Origin of the sequence: Bacillus sp. Pc3 (assembly GCF_000815145.1) — a bacterium.
Taxonomy (GTDB): Bacteria; Bacillota; Bacilli; order Bacillales; family Bacillaceae; genus Bacillus; species Bacillus velezensis.
In genome coordinates, this window is the sequence record NZ_CP010406.1 from 2,213,663 (window position 1) to 2,237,061 (window position 23,399).

The 23,399-nt window shown below is 47.6% G+C and carries 13 protein-coding genes; 8 read left to right on the forward strand and 5 right to left on the reverse strand.

From position 1 onward, the window contains the following. Positions 1–17 precede the first annotated feature (17 nt). The 5 genes from hutG to hutP form a co-directional block, all read right to left on the reverse strand. A complete protein-coding gene (gene hutG / locus SB24_RS10530; RefSeq protein WP_033574318.1) occupies positions 18–968 on the reverse strand; it encodes a formimidoylglutamase in 951 nt (316 codons plus the stop codon). Then, complete coding sequence (hutI, locus tag SB24_RS10535; protein ID WP_033574319.1) at positions 961–2,226, reverse strand: imidazolonepropionase; 1,266 nt, start codon at positions 2,224–2,226, stop codon at positions 961–963. The genes hutG and hutI overlap by 8 nt, the downstream gene beginning before the upstream one ends. Before the next feature lies 1 nt (position 2,227). Continuing rightward, positions 2,228–3,892 carry a urocanate hydratase gene (hutU, locus tag SB24_RS10540; RefSeq protein WP_015418552.1) on the reverse strand — a complete coding sequence of 555 codons (1,665 nt, stop codon included), beginning with the start codon at positions 3,890–3,892 and terminating at the stop codon, positions 2,228–2,230. Beyond that, positions 3,889–5,427, reverse strand: a complete 1,539-nt coding sequence (gene hutH / locus SB24_RS10545) for a histidine ammonia-lyase (RefSeq protein ID WP_039253271.1) — start codon at positions 5,425–5,427, stop codon at positions 3,889–3,891. The genes hutU and hutH overlap by 4 nt, the downstream gene beginning before the upstream one ends. Before the next feature lie 112 nt (positions 5,428–5,539). Next, complete coding sequence (gene hutP / locus SB24_RS10550; protein ID WP_004393292.1) at positions 5,540–5,986, reverse strand: histidine utilization transcription antiterminator HutP; 447 nt, start codon at positions 5,984–5,986, stop codon at positions 5,540–5,542. Positions 5,987–6,227: 241 nt separating this feature from the next. On the opposite strand from hutP, the gene SB24_RS10555 reads away from it, so the two are divergent. From SB24_RS10555 to SB24_RS10590, 8 genes are all read left to right on the forward strand, one after another. Then, a complete protein-coding gene (locus tag SB24_RS10555; protein ID WP_039253275.1) occupies positions 6,228–7,643 on the forward strand; it encodes an arabinan endo-1,5-alpha-L-arabinosidase AbnB in 1,416 nt (471 codons plus the stop codon). Between the two features lie 166 nt (positions 7,644–7,809). Next, the gene (locus SB24_RS10560; RefSeq protein WP_039253277.1) at positions 7,810–9,768 is read left to right on the forward strand and encodes an ATP-dependent nuclease; all 1,959 of its coding nucleotides are present in this window, start codon (positions 7,810–7,812) and stop codon (positions 9,766–9,768) included. Between the two features lie 454 nt (positions 9,769–10,222). After that, on the forward strand, positions 10,223–12,058 hold the full coding sequence (locus SB24_RS10565; protein WP_039253280.1) for a beta-glucoside-specific PTS transporter subunit IIABC: 1,836 nt from the start codon (positions 10,223–10,225) through the stop codon (positions 12,056–12,058). A gap of 18 nt (positions 12,059–12,076) precedes the next feature. Further along, positions 12,077–13,474 (forward strand): aryl-phospho-beta-d-glucosidase, encoded by a 1,398-nt coding sequence (locus SB24_RS10570; protein ID WP_039253281.1) that lies wholly within the window; start codon positions 12,077–12,079, stop codon positions 13,472–13,474. Positions 13,475–13,555: 81 nt separating this feature from the next. Then, positions 13,556–14,002, forward strand: coding sequence for a universal stress protein (locus tag SB24_RS10575; protein ID WP_039253283.1), 447 nt, complete (start codon positions 13,556–13,558; stop codon positions 14,000–14,002). 148 nt (positions 14,003–14,150) lie between these two features. Further along, positions 14,151–15,062: a DMT family transporter gene (locus tag SB24_RS10580; protein WP_039253285.1), complete on the forward strand. Its 912-nt coding sequence runs from the start codon at positions 14,151–14,153 to the stop codon at positions 15,060–15,062. Between the two features lie 141 nt (positions 15,063–15,203). Further along, positions 15,204–16,268 carry a polysaccharide lyase family 1 protein gene (locus SB24_RS10585; protein ID WP_039253287.1) on the forward strand — a complete coding sequence of 355 codons (1,065 nt, stop codon included), beginning with the start codon at positions 15,204–15,206 and terminating at the stop codon, positions 16,266–16,268. 161 nt (positions 16,269–16,429) lie between these two features. Further along, a complete protein-coding gene (locus SB24_RS10590) occupies positions 16,430–23,389 on the forward strand; it encodes a DNRLRE domain-containing protein (protein ID WP_033574323.1) in 6,960 nt (2,319 codons plus the stop codon). Positions 23,390–23,399 lie beyond the last annotated feature (10 nt).

The window sequence follows — 23,399 nt, forward strand, 5'->3', positions numbered from 1 at the left end:
GCGTGCCGGATTTGACTTTAACGTGACAATTTAAATCCCTTTAATGCATGTAAAATGACGTGTGCGGCTGCCCGGCTTGTCATATCGCGAAAATCAAGTGTCGGATCAACCTCAACGATCTCAATACCCGAGATGTCAGCCTCCTGGGCTAAAAACCGGACCGCCTGAAGCAGTTCTTCGGTATACAGGCCTCCTGGGCCGATCGCGGGGCAGCCGGGCGCATGAGCTTGATCCAGCACATCCATATCAACCGAAATAAAAATGGCGTCGGCTCTTTTTTGAACGGTTGGCAAGACCTCTTGTATCGTTCGGAGGAGCCCTTTCTCCCGGATCATCTCCATTGTATGCACGTCTGCCTGCCGTTCTTTTACATATTGTTCGTATGCCAAGCTGTTGCTGAACTCCCTGATTCCAAGCTGAATCAGGTTTTGTCCGCTTATGATATTTTCATCTAACAGCCGGCGGAATGGCGTGCCGTTTGTCGGTCCTCCGTCTTCTGTGTTGCGGACGTCGTGGTGGGCGTCGAATTGAAAGACGGCTGTTGTTCCTTTCGTTTCCGCAATGGCTTTAATGGTGGAATAACTAATGGAGTTGTCGCCGCCGAGAATGACGGGCACCCAGTCAGGCTGGTCCGTCAGAATGTCATGAATGGTCCGGTAAATGTGTTCGTGAGATGTGACGACATCCGTGACGTGAATCTGAATATCGCCGATATCGTAAAGATGGTCAATGACATGCTCCCGCAGCTCCGCGGAATAAGCGGAAATCCCGCCGAGCGCCCGGCGGATCGCACCGGGTGCAAAGCAGGCGCCGGAATGGCTGATTGACGACTTAGAAAGCGGAACGCCGATCAAAGCCGGCCCTTTGATCGGTTGTCCCGCCCACGCTTCCGTCACATCGCCGATCCTTGTCACATGGCGGTCGTTGAAGAGGGAGCCGGCTTTTTGCAGAAACGGATACTTATCCAAGAGCGGCTCCCTCCCTTGAGACAACCGTCTTTCCATTCTTGATGACACGGTGTACATGATTGACGCCGTAATGATACGGGATATACATGTAATTCGGCGCTTCCCAAATGACAATGTCAGCCGCCCGTCCGGCTTTAATTTGTCCGGCCTCTTCGCCTTTTCCGATCGCATACGCGGCATTAACGGTGACAGCGTGCCAGATTTCTTCTGCGGTCATTTTTAAATGAAGCGCGGCAATCGACATAATGAGCTGGAGATTTTCCGTCGGTGAGCTGCCCGGGTTGAAGTCAGTCGCCAAACTGACCCGTACGCCCGCATCAATCATCTCCCGGGCTCTCGCATAAGTGTGTTTGCCGAGATAGAAAGTCGTGCCCGGCAGCAGGACGGCGATCGTTCCGGAGGCCGCTAGCCTTTCGATGCCTTCGTCAGACGCCCCCACCAAATGATCGGCAGAAACAGCATGCAGCTCTGCCGCCAATTCCGCGCCGCCGAGCGGGTCAATCTCATCAGCATGGATTTTCAGGCCGAAACCGGCTTCAGACGCCTTTTTCAGGTAGTCCCGTGACTGGCTGACGGTAAAGACGCCTGTTTCTGTGAAAATATCGGCAAATTGCGCGAGGCCTTTTTCTTTTATTTCAGGCAAAAGCTGCAGCATGCGATCCAGAAATTCGTCAGGGCTGTTCCGGTACTCAGGCGGAATGGCGTGTGCCCCCATAAAAGTTGTGACAAGGTCGACCGGCTGGCGTTCGCCCAGTTTTTTCGCCGCGGTCAGCTGTTTCAGCTCCGTGTCTTTGTCGAGTCCGTAGCCGCTTTTTACTTCTGCCGTCGTGATGCCGTATGACAGCATGCGTCCGAGGTGATAAAGCCCTTTTTTAATCAGTTCTTCTTCGGAAGCGGCTTTCGTGTCTTTGACGGTTGACAAAATGCCGCCGCCTTGCGCCAGAATATCCAAATAGGACATGCCCTGAATTTTTAAATTCAGTTCTTTTTCCCGGGACCCTCCGAATACAAGATGGGTATGGGGATCGACGAGGCCGGGGGTGACGAGCCGTCCCCCGCAGTCGATGATGTCTCTTGCCTCGTATCCTTCCTCCGCTCCTTGATGTCCGGCAAAAACAATGCGCCCGTCGGAAATGCCGATGACGGCATCTTCCGTGACACGAAGATCCTGCATGCTTTCGCCTGATCGGGGGCCGCCGGATTCCATCGTCAGCAGCTGGCCGATGTTGGTGAGTAGGGTATCTATTTGTTTCGGCATGTTACCGCTCCTTTTTCATCGGTATCATAATGTCTTGTTCCTCGGCGACTTGAGCCGCTTTTTCATAACCTGCGTCCGCATGGCGGATGATGCCCATTCCCGGATCGCTTGTCAGAACGCGGGAAAGCCGTTGTTCCGCAAGGATGCTGCCGTCAGCGACCGCGACCATTCCCGCGTGAAGGGAATACCCCATGCCGACGCCCCCGCCGTGGTGAAAAGAAACCCAGCTTGCGCCTGAGGCCGTGTTGATCAGCGCGTTCAGCACCGCCCAATCGCCGACCGCGTCGCTTCCGTCTTTCATCGCTTCTGTTTCCCGATTCGGAGAGGCGACAGATCCGCAATCTAAATGGTCTCTTCCGATGACGATCGGGGCTTTTAGCTCGCCGTTTCTGACCAATTCATTGATGGCGAGCCCCATCTTTTCCCGTTCACCGTAGCCGAGCCAGCAAATACGGGACGGCAGGCCTTGGAATGTGACTTTTTTCTGTGCCATGTCAATCCAGCGGTGAAGGGCTTGATTTTCTGGAAACAGCTCTTTTAATAAAGCGTCAGTGCGGTATATATCTTCAGGGTCTCCCGACAGCGCGGCCCAGCGGAACGGCCCTTTTCCTTCACAAAATAAAGGCCGGATGTAGGCGGGAACGAATCCCGGAAAATCAAAAGCATCGGCGAGCCCCTCATCTTTGGCAGCCTGGCGGATATTGTTGCCGTAATCGAAGACGATAGCCCCTTTTTTCTTGAAGGCGAGCATGGCTTCCACATGCTTTTTCATACTCTGCTTGGAAAGCCTTACGTATAATTCAGGCTGCTCCCGGCGCAGGCGGTCGGCCTCTTCAAGTGAGTATCCTGCCGGAATATAGCCGATCAGCGGGTCGTGAGCGGAAGTCTGATCGGTCACGATGTCAATATGGACGCCGCGGTTCAAAAGCTCATGATGCACCTCAGCTGCATTACCGAGAAGGCCGATCGATAAAGGCTCTCCGGCTTGTCTGGCTGCTTCGGCCCAGCGCAGCGCTTCGTCAATTGATGCTGTTTTACGGTCGCAATAGTTTGTTTCAATGCGTTTATCAATCCGTGTTTCATCCGCTTCAACGGCGATGACGACGCCATCATTCATCGTGACGGACAGCGGCTGAGCGCCTCCCATTCCGCCAAGTCCGGCCGTCAGCGTAAGGGTTCCTTTCAGACTGCCGCCGAAATGCTGTCTCGCAAGCTCAGCAAAGGTTTCATAGGTGCCTTGCAAAATACCTTGTGAGCCGATATAAATCCAGCTGCCGGCCGTCATCTGCCCGTACATCATCAGCCCTTTTTTCTCAAGGTCATGGAAATGCTCCCAATCCGCCCATTTCGGCACGAGAACCGAATTAGCCAGCAGGACGCGGGGCGCGCGGCTGTGCGTGCGGAACAGTCCGACCGGTTTTCCGGATTGGATCAGCAGTGTTTCATCATCTTTTAACGTTTTGAGGGAACGCTCAATCGCGTGAAAAGCATCCCAGTTTCGTGCGGCCTTGCCTATGCCGCCGTATACGATCAGATCCTCCGGCTTTTCGGCAACCTCCGGGTCAAGGTTGTTTCGGAGCATGCGGAGCACAGCTTCCTGCTCCCATCCTAAGCATTCAAGTTCGGTGCCGCGGCCGGCGCGGATTGATTTCTTTACATCAGTCATCTTGTAAGTCCCCCTTCATTGGTCATCAGTTTTTGGTGATGCTCATTAGGCAGAAAAGACTCCTTCTTCAGCCAGTCACTCAGATGCTCGATGTCATAAGAAAACACGCGGTCTTCTTGTATGGACGGCACGATGTTTCTCATTTCGAGATAGAGCTGTTTTGTGTACGAGGCGCAATGTTCCGCACCCCGGTATTCCACAGCCTGCAGCGCGCAAATGGCTTCAACGGCAAGCACCCGTCTCGTATTCGCGATGATCTGGTAGGCGTGCCTTGAGGCGATGGTTCCCATGCTGACGTGATCCTCCTGGTTTGCCGATGAAGGAATGGAATCGACACTGGCGGGATGGGCCAGGGTTTTATTTTCTGACACGAGGGAGGCCGCCGCATATTGCATGATCATCGCTCCGGATTGTAAGCCGGGCTGAGGGCTCAGAAAGGGCGGCAGGTCATTCAGCTGCGGATTCACAAGCCGTTCAATACGGCGTTCAGAAATATTCGCAAGCTCGGCCGCCGCCACTTTGAGAAAATCCATGGCAAAGGCGATCGGCTGTCCGTGAAAGTTTCCGCCTGAGATGATTTTGGCGCCGTCTTCGAAAATGAGCGGGTTATCTGTCGCGGCATTCATCTCAATTTCTAATTTTTCTTTTACATACGCTAATGTCTGCCATGATGCGCCGTGGACCTGAGGGATACAGCGGATCGAATAGGCGTCCTGGACACGCAGCTCCCCTTGGACGGTCGTCAGCTTGCTGTCTGACAAGTAATAGCGGATTCGCTCTGCGACATCCATCTGTTCCTGATATCCGCGGGCGGCATGAATGTCCTCGTCGAACGCATCGATAATGCCCTGAAGGCCTTCGATCGTTAAGCTCGCGATCCGTTCCGACTGATAGGCCAGCTTTTCGGCCTCGAGGTAAGCGATCAGTCCCATCGCGGTCATGGCCTGCGTTCCGTTGATCAGCGCGAGCCCTTCCTTAGAGGTCAGGATGGCCGGCTGAAGGTTTGTCTTTTCCAAAGCATGAGCTGCCGGCATCCGGGCCCCTTCGTAAAAGACTTCGCCTTGCCCGATAAGCGCCAGTGCGAGATGAGAAAGCGGCGCCAAATCTCCGCTCGCCCCCAGTGACCCTTGCTGCGGGATGACCGGGTGAATGCGATGATTGAGATACGCGAGCAGTTGATCAATCAGCTCAGTCCGCACGCCGGAAAAGCCTTTCAACAGGGCATTGGCGCGCAAAAGCAGCATGGCCCGCGATACAGATTCCGGAAACGGATCACCGACGCCGCACGCGTGAGAAAGAATCAGATTCAGCTGCAGATCCGCGGCGTCTTCTTTTTGAATCAGCACATCGCTGAACTTGCCGAACCCCGTCGTAATCCCGTAAATGGTCTTCTCTTCTTGAACGATCCGTTCAACCGCCGCCCTGCTTTTTTTCACACGTTCCATGCTTTCGGCAGATGCTTGAACCTCTTCAAAATCAAACAGCACACGCTGGGCATCTGCGGTTGTCAGTGAGGAACCGTCTAACGTTACCATCATTTCAACCCCTTTTTCTTTACTTTGGTAAAGCGCCCATACAAAAAGGAGCTATGCCATGAAAATGATGTTTCACGCATAGCCCCCTATCATCTGATATCTATGGGCTGATTCATATGTGATTAATTCCGACTCCGAATGTTTCGTGCTCAAGCCCCTTAATCGGAGCTCCGATCGTGCCGTAAAGGGAAACGGCGATCCAATCGCCTTCCGCCTCGCTTTCATACGGATTTCCCCGCAAGACGGCAAACTTCAGGCCCACGGTACGAAGCAGCGAGCCAAGCAGCATTTCGCCCCGCGTCACTCCGTGCAAAGCTTCCATTGTGGCATGATACAGCGCATGTGATTCGCGATAACCCTCAGATTGAATGACGCCGCTCTTTTTGGAAGCGGTTTCAATTGCAGCTACCACCTTATGCGCATCCATTGAACCCACCCTGCCGAGACAGACTTTCCAGCCGTCCCGTTCCAGCCGGCTGATCTGCTGGTTTTCTTCAGTCTCATGAAGCAGAAGAAGGACGGACAATCGCCCGATGCGGCGGTCTTTGTGTAAGGTCATATATGCTTCACTCAATTCTTAAATATTCTGATAACTAGTAACTGTTTTTTATATTAAGTGTTTGCGAATCAGAAGTCAAAACTTTTTTTCCAGTCTTTCACAAATCAGATTGCTATCGAAGTAAAGCGGTACATCGTGAAGCTGGCGCTGTTGATCACATATTTCCGCCATCCGCGTCATAAAATGGAGCGTTGTCTTGAAAGCGTTTTAAGAAAAGAAGAGAGCGAGGAGATTTCAGAAAATGAAAACCAGTTTCTTTCGTGTGTGTCTGGTCTCAGCAGCGGTTATCGGGTTCACTCTGCCGCAGGCAAAAGCCCAGCATCCGGTGTTTTCAGAGGTCAGCGTGCATGATCCGTCCGTCATCAAAACAGGCGATACATACTATGTATTCGGCTCGCATTTGGCTTCCGCCAAGTCGAAAAACCTGATGCAGTGGCAGCAACTGTCTTCAAGCGTCAATCCCAATAATCCCCTGATCCCGAACGTCTACTCCGAATTAAAAGAGACATTCGACTGGGCCCAGTCTGATACGCTGTGGGCGCCGGATGTGGCTCAGCTGGCTGACGGGAAATATTACATGTACTATAACGCCTGTAAAGGAGACTCGCCGCGATCCGCTCTCGGTGTCGCCGTGAGTGACAAAATCGAAGGACCCTACAAAAACAAAGGCATCTTTTTGAAATCAGGCATGGAAGGAAAAAGCGAAGACGGCACCACTTATAATGCAAACGTTCACCCGAACGTCGTAGATCCGCAAACGTTTTTTGACCATAAAGGCAAGCTCTGGATGGTGTACGGCTCTTACTCCGGCGGAATTTTCATACTGGAAATGAATCCGAAAACCGGTTTCCCGCTCCCGAACCAAGGATACGGAAAAAAACTGCTCGGCGGAAATCACAGCAGAATCGAAGGCCCGTACATCAGCTACAATCCGGAAACGAAATATTACTATCTGTATCTGTCATTCGGCGGACTTGACACAGCCGGCGGTTACAATATGCGTGTGGCGCGCTCCAAAAATCCGGACGGTCCGTACTATGACGCCGCAGGTCATAACATGCTTGATGCTAAAGGAAAAGACGGCAGTTTCTTCGATGACAGAGCAATTGAACCGTACGGGGTTAAACTCATGGGCGGCTATAGCTTCGCCTCACAATCTGAAAAAGGCACGGGCTACGTCTCACCGGGACATAACTCCGTGTTTTACGACGGGAAAACGAAACGATCATACCTCATTTTCCACACCCGTTTTCCGAACAGAGGTGAAGAGCACGAAGTCAGAGTGCATCGGCTGTACATGAACAAAGACGGATGGCCCGTTGCAGCGCCGTACCGCTACGCAGGAGAACCGGATACACACATATCGGCAGCCGCCGCATCCGGAGCCTACAAACTCATCCAGCACGGAAAAGACATTACAGCTACGATCAAAACCCCAAAAACCATCCGGCTTAACAACGACGGCACCATTTCCGGGGAAATGACCGGAACCTGGACAATAACGGACAGCAGCAAAGCCCGAATCAACCTGAACGGCACACATTATGACGGCGTCTTCCTGAAAGAATGGGACTCAGCGAGGGAGAAGGAAGTTGTGACGTTTAGTGTGCTGAGCGGTGAGGGGGAGGCTGTTTGGGGAGTGGAAGTTAATTTATAAATTCAGAGGATACCGCTCAAAGGTATCCTCATTTTTTAATGCTTTTATTGATATGTGATATGTAGGTAAAAGTGGAAAATTTATGTTTTTGTCCGATATATATAGGAGCCCGATTCAAATAGAGTTACTGTTCTAAGGATATTAAATTAAATAGGGAGAGAATAACATGATAGTTGGACTGATGTTACGTAATTACAAATGCTATAAAAATATAAATTACATATCATTACTAAAAGATATACGCCATCCTTATACAATCTTAACAGGAGATAACGGGGTAGGGAAAAGTGCAATCTTAGAAGCTTTAGATTCCTTGTTTAATGGCAGAGGTTGGAATGTTAATAATTCTATATCTGAGAAAGATGATACAAGAACACCTTTTATTTGTCCTTTATTCTTAATAAAAAAAACTAAGGTAAAGTTAAAGGAAGAAAACAAAAATATTTTAGAGTATATTAGTGATTACTTTTGGGATGTAAATTGGTCCAAAAATCAGGATGCATTCAACATTATCTCCAATGATATAGAGGAATATAGAGATTACCAGAATGATTATTATTTGATATTTATTGGAGAGAAACTAAATAGTAAAGATGCTTTGTTAACAACAACTTATAACGAAGAGATACAAAAAAATTTAATGAAGGAATTTGGGTTAGAGCAAAATAAAATAAGAAAAAGTTTGAGTTCTTTAAAAAAGTATATATTTGAGATGTATTCTTATATATATATTCCTGTGGAACAACCTGTAAGTGAATTGTTAAAGCTTGAAACTAGAGAGATGCAAGCTCTTTTAGACAAGGATATATTAGATTTTATCGAAAATATAATTGAAAAAAACGATATTGTTAAAAATATAAATGATAAACTCGAAGATTTTATGAATGAAGTGAATGTTAATTTAGAAAAACTAGGAATGAATTATGTTTACGATTATAAATCAAAAGCGAAATATAGGTTGACAAGTAAGGATATTAAAGAGCAAATTCTTTTTGCCTACTTTAATTTAAGAGCTTTAAAAGTGGAAAATAAAACACTTGATAAGCTAAGTTCGGGAGAACAAAGACAAGCATTAATAAATACAGCATATGCATTTTTGAAAAATTCCAATAACTCTTCTAACGAAAGAGGTAAAGAAATAATACTAGCTATTGATGAGCCAGAGGTATCTTTACACGTTTCAAAAAGTTTTGAACAATTTCTAAAGTTAGAGGAAATTCTAGATAACAGTTCAGCCCAGCTCTTAGTTACTACACATTGGTACGGATTCATACCATTATCTTCAAAAGGAGAATTGAAGTATCTTTTGAAAGAAAAAGATAATATATCAATTACCTCCAATGATCTAGGCGAAATACTTAGTGATTCTAGAAATATACCAGATATTATCGAACTAAAAAGCATGTTCGATTTAGCAATAAGTCTTATTTCATTCATGAGGGAAAATCCTAGTGTCAATTGGATTTTTACTGAAGGCAAATCTGATGAAATTTATTTGAAATATATTTTGAAAGATGAAAATGATATTAGAATTATTTCTCTTGGTGGGCGAGATAAAGTATTAAAGTTATATAATATAATTTATAGCACCATTTCAGACAGAAAAGAGAAAAATGAAATAAAAAACAAACTGCTTTTTTTGGTGGATACCGACTTGGAATTTAAGCTCCCTGAAACTCCTAAATCATATGGTAGAAACGTAGATGATATTGTATATCTCCGTAGATTATTAGTCACTAAAACTTCAGGTGTTAAGTTATTAGATTTTAAAAAAGGCAGTGAATTAAGAAAAACTGACATTGAAGATTGTTTGATACCCAAGGTTTTAATTAACACGTTAGAAGAAATTTTTAAGGATAATACGAGGTTTATTGAAATACATAAAAAGTTAACAGAGGAGAGTAGGATAGATTATTCATCAACTCATACTAATTTTAGAGATCAAGAGGTATCTTTTATAGATTTTGGTGCAAAGGATGACTTTAATTATTTTAAAGACCTAATATTCAAAAATGAGGATAAAGATATAAAAGTCAAGATAGCACATAAATACTGTGAATTAGTTGAACGCGAACCGATAACTGATCATTATTTGAAAAGAGAAATTATGAATTTGTTTGTTTAAAATGATGAATACCTAAGACATTACCGTTTTTATTTAACTAGAAAAATAAATTTATTCAAAAAAAGAAAGACTGAAAAAGGCGAATAGAGCGGGTCTATGGTAAATTACTTGAATGTAAGCATAGATAATCAGTATAAAAAACTCAAAAGGGTTCCTTTTGAGTTTTTCCTATCAGTATCAATCATAATATATAATTTTAAATGTAAGCGTTGACACCCCATAAATCCAGTGCTAAAGTATACATATCAACCCAATATCATTCACCTAGGATTGTTACTGCAAACCGCAGGCAAAACCTAAATTGCGTCAGACAGGGGAAGACCCCCGTGTGCTGTGCAGTTTAGGTTTTTTTTATACCCTTTTTTGGAGGTGATGCTGATTTCATAACAAAAAAGCCGGAGAAAGGCGGCCACCTTTCGTCCGGCAGTTCCCCCATTTTTAAGGAGGTATACTCATGGACTATCATAAAATATCAAAAGAGATTTTACAACTTGTCGGCGGGGAGGAGAATGTTCAGAGTGTCATCCATTGCATGACGCGGCTTCGTTTTAATCTGTATGACAATGCGAAAGCAGATCGGAGCGGGCTGGAACAGACGGAAGGCGTGATGGGGACAAATATCAGCGGCGGGCAGTTTCAGATCATTGTCGGCAATCATGTGCCGAAGGTGTATCAGGCTTTGATGGAGAGCAGCGGGCTCAGTGATGAAAGCGCAAACAAAACATCAAAACAGAAGAAAAATGTGCTGAGTGCTGTATTTGATGTGATTTCCGGCGTGTTTACGCCGATTCTGCCGGCCATTGCCGGAGCCGGCATGATAAAAGGGCTTGTCGCGCTAGCGGTGACATTCGGCTGGATGTCGGAGAAGAGCCAGACTCACAGCATTCTCACGGCTGTCGGTGACGGTGCGTTTTATTTTCTGCCGCTTTTGCTTGCGGTAAGCGCGGCGAGAAAATTCAGATGTAATCCGTACGTGGCGGCCGCTGTGGCGGGTGCGATCCTGCATCCGGATTTAACGGCCCTGCTTGGAGCAGGGAAAAGCATCTCCTTTATCGGTCTTCCTGTAACCGCTGCCACGTATTCATCGACAGTTATCCCGATTTTGCTGGCGATCTGGCTGATGTCCTATGTGGAGAAGGGAATCGACCGAATCACTCCTTCATCTTTGAAATTGATTGCCGTTCCGATGCTTACGCTTGTGATCGTCGTGCCTGTCACCCTGATCACAGTCGGTCCGCTCGGCGCGATTCTCGGAAATTATCTGTCTGTCGGCGTCAATGATTTGTTCAATCATGCGGGCATTGCCGCGATGATTCTGCTTGCCGGCACGTTTTCGCTCATCATTATGACGGGGATGCATTATGCGCTTGTGCCGATCATGATCAATAACATTGCCCAAAACGGACATGATTACATTCTGCCTGCGATGTTTTTGGCGAACATGGGGCAGGCCGGCGCGTCATTTGCGGTTTTCTTGAAATCAAAAAACAAAACCTTCAAATCACTCGCGTTTACGACGAGCATTACGGCATTGATGGGCATAACCGAACCTGCCATGTACGGCGTCAACATGAGATTGAAAAAACCGTTCGCGGCTGCATTAATCGGCGGCGCGGCAGGCGGCGCTTTTTACGGTGTAACGGGTGTCGCTTCTTACATTGTGGGCGGAAACGCCGGTCTGCCGAGCATTCCGGTCTTTATCGGGCCGACGTTTCTTTACGCGCTGATCGGGCTTTTTATCTCGTTTGCGGCGGGTATGGCGGCGGCACTTCTGATCGGGTTTGAGGATGTACAGTCTGAACGGGACAAAGCATCTGAAACGCCGGGTGTGACGGCAGGCGGAGAAATCATTCACAGCCCGATTAAAGGCGAAGTGAAAGCATTAAGCGAAGTGAACGACAGCGTCTTTTCCGGTGGAATGATGGGAAAAGGTTTTGCGATTCTTCCTGAAGAGGGTGCAGCGGTTTCTCCCGTAGAAGGCAGGGTGACAGCCGTATTTAAAACAAAGCACGCCATAGGCATTACGAGCGCCCGGGGAGCCGAAATTCTCATTCATATCGGGCTTGATACGGTACGGCTGGATGGCAGGCATTTTGAAATGCACGTTAAAGAAGGCGATGCCGTCGCGCCGGGAGATCTGCTGATTACTTTTGATATCGAAGAGATAAAGGCTGCCGGTTTTGACGTGATCACGCCGGTCATCATTACGAATACGGATCAATATTCATTTACAGACGTGAAAAAAAGCGGAATGGTCAAACCGAACGAAGCGCTTCTGGCGTTATCCTGAAAAAGAGGTGGAGAAAACATGAAGAGATTTCCGGAAGGTTTTTTATGGGGCGGCGCAACGGCTGCCAATCAGATTGAAGGAGCTTATAAAGAAGGGGGCAAAGGACTTTCTACGGCGGATGTCTCCCCGGACGGCATTATGTCTCCGTTTCATGAGACGGATGATGCGCTGAATCTGTATCACGACGCGATTGATTTTTATCACCGCTATCAAGAGGATATCGCCCTGTTTGCAGAGATGGGCTTTAAAGCGTTCCGCACCTCCATTGCGTGGACGAGAATTTTTCCGAACGGCGATGAAACAGAACCGAACGAAGAAGGGCTGCAATTTTACGACCGTTTGTTTGACGAATTGAGAAAACATCAGATCGAACCGGTCGTCACGATTTCTCACTATGAGATGCCGCTCGGTCTTGTGAAAAACTACGGCGGGTGGAGAAACCGCCGGACGGTCGATTTCTATGAGCGGTATGCCCGGACGGTTTTCACCCGTTATAAAGACAAGGTGAAATATTGGATGACCTTCAATGAAATCAACGTTGTTCTTCATGCTCCGTTTACAGGCGGCGGTCTTATATTCCGGGAAGGAGAAAATAAACAAAACACGATGTACCAAGCGGCCCATCATCAATTTGTGGCGAGCGCGCTGGCGGTAAAAGCCGGCCACAAGATCATCCCGGATTCCCAGATCGGCTGCATGATCGCCGCGACGACGACGTATCCGATGACGCCAAAGCCGGAGGATGTATATGCGGCTTTGCAAAAAGAGCGGAGCACGCTGTTCTTTTCTGATGTGCAGGCGAGGGGCAGCTATCCGGGCTACATGAAGCGCTTCTTTAAAGAAAACGGAATTACGATCGAGATGAAGGAAGGAGACGAGGCGCTCCTGAAAGAACATACGGTGGATTACATCGGCTTCAGCTACTACATGTCGATGACGGCCAGCACGGCGCCTGAGGATCTGGCGCAATCTAAGGGAAATCTCCTCGGCGGCGTGAAAAACCCGTACCTGAAATCTTCCGAATGGGGCTGGCAGATTGATCCGAAGGGCTTGCGCATCACCTTAAACACGCTGTACGACCGTTATCAGAAACCGCTCTTCATCGTCGAAAACGGGCTCGGCGCGGTTGATCAGCCGGAGGAGGACGAAACCATTCAGGATGATTATCGAATCAATTATCTGCGTGATCATTTAATAGAGGCAAGAGAGGCGATTGAAGACGGCGTCGACCTGATCGGCTACACGTCGTGGGGGCCGATTGACCTCGTCAGCGCCTCAACGGCAGAAATGAAAAAACGCTACGGCTATATCTATGTCGACCGCGGCAATGACGGAAAAGGCACGTTTGAAAGAAAGAAAAAGAAAAGTTTTTATTGGTATAAAGACGTCATCGCCACAAACGGAGAAAGTCTGTAAGCGCAATGTTCCGGAGAAAGCCGGCAAAATTGACATTCAGCAAAGAGAGGAGGACAATAAAAGCAGAAAGGCGGGATTCATATGTTTAAAAAAATTCTTGCAGCAGTAGACGGTTCAGACATGAGCAGCAAAGCTTTGGACGCAGCGATCCATCTGGCGAAAGAACAGCAGGCTGAACTCACCATTCTCTATGCGGGACGTGAAGCCGTTGTCTCCACATCAGCCTTAACAGGGATTGTCTATGTTCCGGAAAACTTCATTGAAGACATCAAACATGAAGTCGAGCAAAAAGGAGCGGCCATTCTGGAAGAGGCCAAGCAGAAAGCGGCTGAAAGCGGGGTAAATGCGGAAAGCCTGTACGTCCAAGGCGAACCTGCGCATCAAATTTTAAACATAGCGAAAGAACAGCATTTCAATCTGATTGTCGTCGGAAGCCGCGGAATCAGCGGATTTAAAGAAATGATGCTCGGAAGCGTGAGCCATAAGGTCTCACAATTGTCTCCTTGTCCTGTACTGATCGTTCATTAAACAGAAGGCCCTGCTGATGCGGGGCTTTTTTTAATGAGAAAAGACCGCCGTCTTTCGAAAAATAGGATGAAATCTTCCTCTGAATCAAGTAAAATGGCTGTTAGTATTTGTCTGAATAAACAGTCAATGATATGGGGGAAGCGAATCAATGCAAGCTAAACAAACATCAAATGCCGTCATCAAAATGGTCATTTCCATGGTCATTTTCGGATCAATCGGCTTTTTCTCGGAACATACGAATGTGCCTTCAATTGAACTGGTCTTTGTGAGATGTCTGTGCGCCTCATTGTTTCTGGGCGTTTGCTGGTTTGGTTCCGGACGGTACCGCACCGAACAATGGAACCGGCGTGAGGTGCTGCAGACACTGGCCTGCGGATTTTTTCTCGTGCTGAACTGGGTGTTTTTATTTAAATCATTTGAGGAGACATCAGTGACGATAGCGATTTCCGTTTATCATCTGGCTCCGGTTCTCGTCCTTCTTCTAGGGAGCCTTATATACCGGGAGAAACTGCATATTGTGTCCGTCACTTCCATCGTGATTTGTTTTCTGGGCACCGCCCTGATTTCCGGCATCAACGGAAGTACATCATTTTCTCAGCTGATGGGATCGGGTATTATTTGGGCCGTGCTGGCCGCCCTTTTTTACGCCTTTACGACACTGGCCGGGAAAGGTATCAACAGCCTCAGCCCATATGCGGTCACCTGTTTGCAGACCGGGTTGGGCGTTATCATTCTTCTCCCGTTCGTCCGTTTCGGCGCTTTTTCTGATTTGTCGCATGTGAACTGGATCATGATTGTGTCAACCGGTATCATTCATACGGGAATTGTGTATTTGCTCTTTTTTGACAGCTTGCGGTTTTTATCCACCCGGTTTATTTCAATCATCGTATTTCTTGATCCGGCGGTGGCGATTGTGCTTGACACCGTATTTACGGGATTTCGCCCCGACCTTTATCAATCTTTGGGGATTGGGATGATTTTTGCGGGGATGGCGCTGTCCTTGATTCGAAAGCAAAAAGCCGTGCCGGCGGAAACTCAGGCAGACAGCACCCGTATATAGGCGGCCGTATCGGCTGCTTTTTTTGTTTTGGGGCTTTTCAGCCATAACGAAAAAGCAGACAAACAGATCATGGAAAAATAGGATAGTAATTGTATAATACTTCATGTGTTTACAATTTAAGAGATTAAAGGAGTGAAAGGCATGAAAAAGAAGACGCGTCATCTCGCTTTCTTGGCTGCACTCGGCTTTGCGCTTTGTCTGGCCATTGTATGTTCCGCATCCAAGCAGGCAGAAGCGGCAGCGGCTTATCCGGATGTGATGCAGGGACTTACCGGATTCGCGGGAAATGCGAAGGATCATAACGGAAAAGCAAAATCCGCCGTATCGGGAGGCCAGGGCGGCCCCGTCGTCTACGTCAGCAATCTTAATGATCTGAAAAACAATGCGGGCGGAACGGACCGCAAAACCATCGTCATCACAAGTGATATTTCTTCCCCGGGTAAAGCCGTTGTGACAGTCGGCGCCAATAAAACCATCGTCGGCTCTTATACCAGCCACAGGCTGACCAACATCTATCTGACAACAGGCTCCGGCTCAAACAATGTGATTTTCAAAAATCTCATTATCAGCCATAATGCCGCCATTACAGGCAACAACGACATTCCGATGTACATAGCGAACGGACAGAATTACTGGATTGACCACGTGTGGTTTGAAGGACACAGCTACAATCCGACCAGCCACAGCGATTTGGGAAAGCTTCTGTATGTCGGCGCCAAAGCGGATTTTGTGACGCTGTCTAACTCTAAATTCACAGACCATCTGTACGGCCTGATTCTCGGTTATCCGAATGATGATAACGAAGGACGCAATTATATCGGCTATCCGCATATGACGATCACCAACAACTATTTTAATAACGTCTATGTGCGTTCACCGGGCCTGATGAGATACGGCTATTTTCACGCGAAAAACAACTATGTGACCAATTTCAATTTAGGATTCACCATTCATACAAACGCGACTGTCTTCTCAGAAGCCAACTATTTCGGTAACGGAAATGAAAAAGGCGGAATGATAGACGATTACGGGACGGCCCAATTCACTGACATCGGTTCATTCCCGTCGCTCAAAGCCCCGAAATCACCGCGCACCGGCTGGAATCCGAGATCAAATTACAGCTATGGCACGCTTTCAGCCCAGGACGCCAAAAACTTCGCCCAATCCTACGCGGGAGCACAAAATACAAATCTTCGCTATCCATAATACGAAAAACCGCCGGCAGCCGGCGGTTTTTTTATATGAATAAAAGGTTCAAAATTCCTATAATCCTTAAAATAACCTTAAATACCTAGGGAAATATTGATAAACAATTTCAATAATATTACTATTGTTAAGCCTATATTACAAATGAAGGAGGAGAACCTATGAAAATAGGAAAAAAGAACAAGTGGAAAAAATGGCTGGCCGGCACTCTTGCGGCAACGCTGATGATTTCCATTGCGCCTGCCGATGTGTTTGCGGCAGAAACGCGTGAAAAACAAGATCAAGCGAAAACCGCCGCCATTCCGGCCGCAGACCCGGAAAAAGATCTTCCGGCGGAAAAAGCATCTGAGCAGATGCCTTTTGATCAAAAAGATATCAATCAAGACGGTGAGATCACGTCAGAAAGAACTGAGAATTCAAAGCTTTACTATGAAGGCGAGGGTGTGTACAAACAGGAAATCTACACAGACCCCATACATACGAAAGAAACCGCCAATGCGGACTGGGAAGACGTTTCTCCTGAATTGAAAACCGGCTCAAAGGAAGTCGGAACGGAAAATACAGTGCTGAATTCCGATTTTCTGAAGCAAATGAAAAACGGATTATACGCTACATTTGAACATGATGATCATAAGCTCACATACTCATTAACCGGCGCAAAAGGCCCCGATCAGGCTGCAATCACTCCGACAGATGCCTCAGCAAAAGTCAAGGAAGACAGCAACGAGCTTACGTATCAGCAAGTGTTTCCTGCAATTGATTTACAAACCTACACATTTAACGAAAACATAAAAGAAGACCTTGTGCTTCACAAATATGAAGGCTACAATTCCTTCACCTTTCAAATCAAAACCGACCTTCAGGCTAAAGAACAGGAAGACGGCTCGATCGCGTTTTCTGATGATAAAGACAATGTCGTCTACACCGTGCCGAAGCCCTTTATGACCGACTCAGATCTCGACGAAAAGTCAGGTGAAGTCAGCAGGTCAGAAGATGTCAGCTTCAAGCTTGAAAAAAACAGTGAAGGCTACTTGCTCCATGTAACGGCCGATGAAAAATGGCTGAAAGATCCCAAGCGGGTTTATCCGGTATCTATTGACCCTTCAACATCAGTATCTGTGTCATCCGATACCTTTGTCATGAGCGCGTACCCGACGACAAACTACTCTGCCGCATCGCAGAAATGGGACGCCGGATTGAAAGCGTACGTGCTGAAAACTGGATATTATGACGGCACAACCGGAACGAACTACGCTTTTATGAAGTTTGATAATCTAAAGCCGATCAAAAACATGACGGTGACGAAAGCGACGCTCAAAGCGTACACAGCCCACTCCTATTACGGATCAAAAGCGACGGGGCTTTGGCTCGACACCGTTAACAGCAATTACGACAATGCCAAGATTACGTGGAAGAACAAGCCGGGCTCCAAAAACATCGGCAAAGCCGAGGTCTATAAAGGCCAATGGGCAAGCTTCGATGTCACCTCCGCAGTCAAGTCGTGGAACAGCGGCGGCGCCAATTACGGCTTTAAGCTTCACGCAAACGGCAACGGAAAAGAATATTGGAAGAAGCTGATGTCATCAGCAAACTCTGCTAAAAAACCATACATTGAAGTGACATACACAATTCCGAAGGCGGACACGCCGTCTGTCAAAGCGTATCATAACGGAGATTCGACAGGATTTTTCAATATCAGCTGGAAAAAAGCTGAAGGCGCCAAAAGCTATAAAGTCTGGCTCTATAACGGGAAAGAATACCAGGCCATTCCGGTCGGCAATGCAACCTCTTGGAGCACAAAAGGAAAAAACATCTGGCCGACAAAAGCGGAAATCGACTCCGGCAAATATAAGCTGCATACAGACGGAAAAGGCGGAACTGAATTAGCGCTTAATCCTTCGCCGGTCTATAAAAACGCCGGCGGCAGCTATCCGGCAAGTAAAAATTACTGGGTCGCGGTCAGCGCGGTGTTTGACCAGGGAGAGGGCGCCATGTCTGCGGCCGCCAAGCCCGTCATTCCGAATATCGGAAGAGTTCAGAAACCAAGCACGAAAGGCTTTAATAACAACAACGCCACAGGCTGGTTTGATCTTTCCTGGAAAGCCGTATCAGGCGCAGCCGGGTATAAAATGCAAGTCTTTAACGGCAAAGGCTTTGAAACGCTTGACCTCGGAAATAAAACATCCTGGTCCACAAAAGATCAAAACATCTGGCCGACAAAGGCGGAAATCAGCGCCAGAAAATATGCGCTTCACCTGAAAGACAAAAAAGGCGCGGAATTGCCGATCAACCCGGGCCCCGTTTATAAAAACGCCGGCGGAGATGCGAACCGGAAAACCTACGGATTTAAAGTCATTGCTTATAACAAAGACGGAGAAGCGATCGCCTCACCGGAAGCGAGTCCGGCGCTGCCTGATATCGCAAAGCCGAAAAACCTGACAGGCTATGTCTATACGAACACGAAATCGAGCCAAACGGGTTATGTCAATCTCATATGGGATAAAGTCAAAAACGCCAAAGGCTACAAAATCAACATCTACAACGGAAAAGACTATCAATCATTCGATGTCGGGGATACCGATCATTGGACGACCCAAAACAAACACATCTGGCCTTCAGCCGATGAAGTGAAAGCGGGAAGATTCCAGCTTCACACGGACGGAAAGGGCGGCGAACTGGCGCTTGACCCTTCACCTGTTTACGAAAACGCAAACGGCAATTACAAAGGGAAGAAGAACTATTCCTTCACGCTGACCGCCTATGACGCAAACGGTGACAGCATACCGACGGCACCTTTTAACCCTGTTTTCCATGAAGGGGCGGAATTCCTCGGAACGGAAGAATTCTGGTCTATTATCGACATTCCGGACGGACAGCTGAACGGCGCGACGGGAAATGTCATCGTCAATGAGGAAGATATGTCAATCGACGGACGCGGACCGGGGCTCGGACTCTCCCGGACCTTCAACAGCCTTGACAGCTCTGACCATATGTTCGGCCAAGGCTGGTATGCCGATGCGGAAACGTCGATCCTTTCTGAAGACGGCAGAGCCGTTTATATTGATGAGGACGCGACAACACATGTCTTCACGAAAAAATCTGACGGCACGTATCAGCCGCCGACGGGCGTTTATCTCGAACTTACGGAAACAAGCGATCAATTTGTATTAAAAACAAAAGATCAGACGAACGCTTACTTCAGCAAAAAAGGCGGCAAGCTCCAAAAAATCGTTGACGGACACAACAACACAACCGTATACGAATATAACGACAGCAATCAGCTGACCGCCATAACAGACGCATCAGGGCGCAAGCTGACATTTACCTATGATGAAAACGGCCATGTCACATCTCTTACAGGGCCGAAAAACAAAAAGATTTCATATTCATATGACAAAGACCTTCTCAAAAAGGTGACGGATACTGACGGCAGCGTCACAAGCTACGACTATGATGCCGAGGGGCGCCTCGTCAAGCAGTATTCCGCAAACAGCACGGATGACAAACCGCTGTTCACTGAATACCAATACAGCGGCCACCGACTGGCCAAAGCCGTCAATGCGAAAAAAGAAACGTACGACTACAGCTATGACGCGGACAAAAAAACGCTGCTCATGACGCAGCCGAACGGCCGCAAAGTGCAGTATGGCTATAACGAAGCGGGCAACCCGATTCAGATGATCGATGATGCCGAAGGGCTGAAAATCACGACCAATACCGTATACGAAGGCAACAACGTCATTCAGGACACCGATCCGAACGACGCGGATGCGGGCAAAGCGACAGAAAGCTATCAATATGATAAAGACGGGAACGTCACAGCCATAAAAGACAACTACGGCACTGAAACGTATCAGTACAACAAAAACAATGACGTGACGAAAATGAAGGATACCGAGGGGAACGTCACTGATATTGCGTACGACGGACTTGATGCCGTTTCTGAGACGGATCAAAGCGGAAAATCCTCATCCGCCGCCGTGTATGACAAGTACGGAAATCTCATTCAATCAAGCAAAGAGCTGGCAGCTTCGGCGAGCCTGCTGAAAGACGGCAGCTTTGAAGGAACAAAGCTTGGCTGGAATCTCACTGTTACGAGAGACAGCGGAAGCATCGCGTCTGTAAAAGCAAGAAGCGGCGCGCTGTCCGGACAAAAAGCATTGGAGATCTCGTCACAATCCGCTTCAGCCGGAACAGAGCACGGCCATGCGTCCGCAACGCAGGAAGTGCAGCTGGAGCCGAATACGACGTATACACTCAGCGGCCAGATCAAAACGGATCTGACAAAGGCAAGAGCGTATTTCAACATTGATCTGCGTGACAAAGACCAAAAACGCATTCAATGGATTCACAATGAATCAGGCGCATTAGCCGGAAAGAATGACTGGACGAAACGGCAGATCACCTTTACAACACCGGCCAATGCAGGAAAAGCCATCGTCTATATGGAAGTGGATCATAACGACAAGGATGGCAAAGGAAAAGCGTGGTTTGATCAGGTTCAGCTGGAAAAAGGCGAAGTCTCTTCAAGCTATAACCCGGTGCAAAACAGCAGTTTCACGGCCAAAACAGATGGCTGGAGCACAAGCGGAGCCGCCGCTGACCTTGATGAAGGCTTCGATGATGACAGCTCATTAAAAGCGTCCCGCACAAATGCATCACAAGCCAATGCGGCCGCAAAACAAACCGTTACATTAGGCCAAAGCGCGGACGATAAGCCGGTATATATCACGCTGACGGGGATGTCCAAGGCTGACGGCGTAAAATTTACGAACGACAATGATTACGCGCTTCAGGCTGACGTCACTTATGCGGACGGCACGACGGGCGTCTACACCGCCAAATTCCCGCAGGGGACACAGGAATGGAACCGGGCGGCGGCAGTCATTCCGAAAACAAAGCCGATCAATAAAATCGAACTCAGCATTCTGTTCCAAAAAAGCGCCACAGGAACGGCGTGGTTTGATGATATCCGTTTAATCGAAGGAAGCATCCTGACGAAAAATACCTATGACGAAAAAGGAAACTACGTCACAAAAGAAGAAGACGAACTAGGGTATGCAAGCACTGCTTCATATGACGAGACTGGAAAGAAAATGTCTGAAACCGACGCGAAAGGCGAAACAACCGCCTACGAATACGATCAGGCCGACCAGCTGACAAAGCTGACCCTGTCAAACGGCACATCCATCCTTCACAGCTATGACAAGGAAGGAAATGAGCTGACAAAAACGATTCGGGCCGGCGCGGACCAGACCTATCAATATGAATATGACGTCATGGGCAAGCTCGTCAAAACAACCGACCCGCTCGGCAATGTAATGAAGAGTGAATATGACGCCAACAGCAACTTGACGAAAACCGTTTCCGCCAACGGCAATGAAGTGTCGCTGACCTATGACGGCACCGACCGGGTTAAGTCAAAAGCGTATAACGGCACTGAAAAATACAACTTTACCTATGACAAAAACGGCAATGAAACGTCGGTCACAAACAAAGAACAAAATACAACGAAAAAACGCACCTTTGACAACAAAAACCGCCTGACCGAATTAACCGACCGCGGCGGCAGCCAAAGCTGGACGTATCCGGCTGATTCGGATAAGCTGAAAACTTTCTCATGGAGCCACGGCGGCCAAAAAGGAATAAACAGCTTTACGTACAACAAACTTGATCAAATGATTGAAATGAAAGACGGCACTTCAGCCTATACATTTGATTATGATGAAAACGGCAATGTCCAGACATTCATCAGCGGAAATGAAGTCGGCACGAGCTTCTCATATGATGAGCGGAATCTTGTCAGCTCTCTTCATATCGGAGCGAAAAACGGCGGCAGCATCTTCCGGGAAAGCTATGAATACGACGCCAACGGCAACCGCACGGTCATCGACAGCTCAGCGGGCGGAAAGGTGCAGTACGAATACGGCAAGCTCAACCAGCTCGTCAAAGAAACTCATGAAGACGGCACTGTCATTCAATATACGTACGACGGCTTCGGCAACCGGACAAATGTTACCACCACAAAGGACGGCGCAAGCAAATCAGTCAACGCATCCTTCAACATCATGAATCAGCTGACGAAGGTGAATGACGAAGACCTGTCCTACGATAAAAACGGCAACCGCACATCCGACGGCAAATTCACATATACGTGGGACGCGGAAGACAACCTGACCGCCGTCACGAAAAAAGGCGAAGACAAGCCGTTCGCAACATACAAATACGATGAAAAAGGAAACAGAATCCAAAAAACCGTCAACGGAAACGTCACGAACTACTTCTACGACGGAGACAGCTTGAATGTCCTGTATGAAACAGACGCCGACAACAACGTCACAAAATCATACACGTACGGTGACAGCGGCCAGCTGTTATCCTATACAAAGAACGGCAAGAAATATTTCTATCACTACAACGCACACGGCGACGTCATCGCCATCTCAGACAGCACCGGAAAAACCGTTGCCAAATATCAATACGATGCATGGGGAAATCCGACAAAAACCGAAGCGAGCGACGAAGTAAAAGACAACCGCTACCGCTACGCAGGCTACCAATACGACGAAGAAACCGGCCTGTACTATCTCATGGCCCGCTACTACGAGCCAAGAAACGGCGTATTCTTATCACTCGATCCAGACCCGGGCAGTGACGGCGATTCATTGGATCAGAATGGATATACTTATGCCAATAACAATCCGGTGATGAAGGTCGACCCAGATGGGCACTGGGCCAGAATTCTATGGGAAGTAATAAAAAGGTCATGGAATGGTGCTCCAGGAAAGTGGGCAAAGAGGAATGTTGGTAAGGCATATAATGCATCAAAGAAATGGACTAAATCAGTTATTAAAAAAGGCGCAAAAAAAATCGCGAAAAGGATTCCATATAGAATTCATAAAGTAGGCCGTATAAAAGGGGATAGAGAAAAAGGAAGAGGTTATTGGGGAATAATCTATTCGAGAAAGAAAAAGACTGGGAGGTCTATATATAGATCTCTAGAGTGGCATACACCACATAATAATCATGGTTATCATTTACAAAGTAATAAGTTTTCTATATATAAAGGGAAATGGAAAAGGGGCAGTGCACAATGGCGGTTTACAGTGTATAAAAGATAGAAGGAGAGAA

Coding starts and splice junctions, on each gene's coding strand:
- SB24_RS10580 (WP_039253285.1), top strand. CDS start 14,151: ATGCAAGCTAAACAAACATCAAATGCCGTCATCAAAATGGTCATTTCC.
- SB24_RS10565 (WP_039253280.1), top strand. CDS start 10,223: ATGGACTATCATAAAATATCAAAAGAGATTTTACAACTTGTCGGCGGG.
- SB24_RS10560 (WP_039253277.1), top strand. CDS start 7,810: ATGATAGTTGGACTGATGTTACGTAATTACAAATGCTATAAAAATATA.
- SB24_RS10555 (WP_039253275.1), top strand. CDS start 6,228: ATGAAAACCAGTTTCTTTCGTGTGTGTCTGGTCTCAGCAGCGGTTATC.
- hutU (WP_015418552.1), bottom strand. CDS start 3,892: ATGACTGATGTAAAGAAATCAATCCGCGCCGGCCGCGGCACCGAACTT.
- hutH (WP_039253271.1), bottom strand. CDS start 5,427: ATGGTAACGTTAGACGGTTCCTCACTGACAACCGCAGATGCCCAGCGT.
- hutI (WP_033574319.1), bottom strand. CDS start 2,226: ATGCCGAAACAAATAGATACCCTACTCACCAACATCGGCCAGCTGCTG.
- SB24_RS10590 (WP_033574323.1), top strand. CDS start 16,430: ATGAAAATAGGAAAAAAGAACAAGTGGAAAAAATGGCTGGCCGGCACT.
- SB24_RS10585 (WP_039253287.1), top strand. CDS start 15,204: ATGAAAAAGAAGACGCGTCATCTCGCTTTCTTGGCTGCACTCGGCTTT.
- hutP (WP_004393292.1), bottom strand. CDS start 5,986: ATGACCTTACACAAAGACCGCCGCATCGGGCGATTGTCCGTCCTTCTT.
- SB24_RS10575 (WP_039253283.1), top strand. CDS start 13,556: ATGTTTAAAAAAATTCTTGCAGCAGTAGACGGTTCAGACATGAGCAGC.
- SB24_RS10570 (WP_039253281.1), top strand. CDS start 12,077: ATGAAGAGATTTCCGGAAGGTTTTTTATGGGGCGGCGCAACGGCTGCC.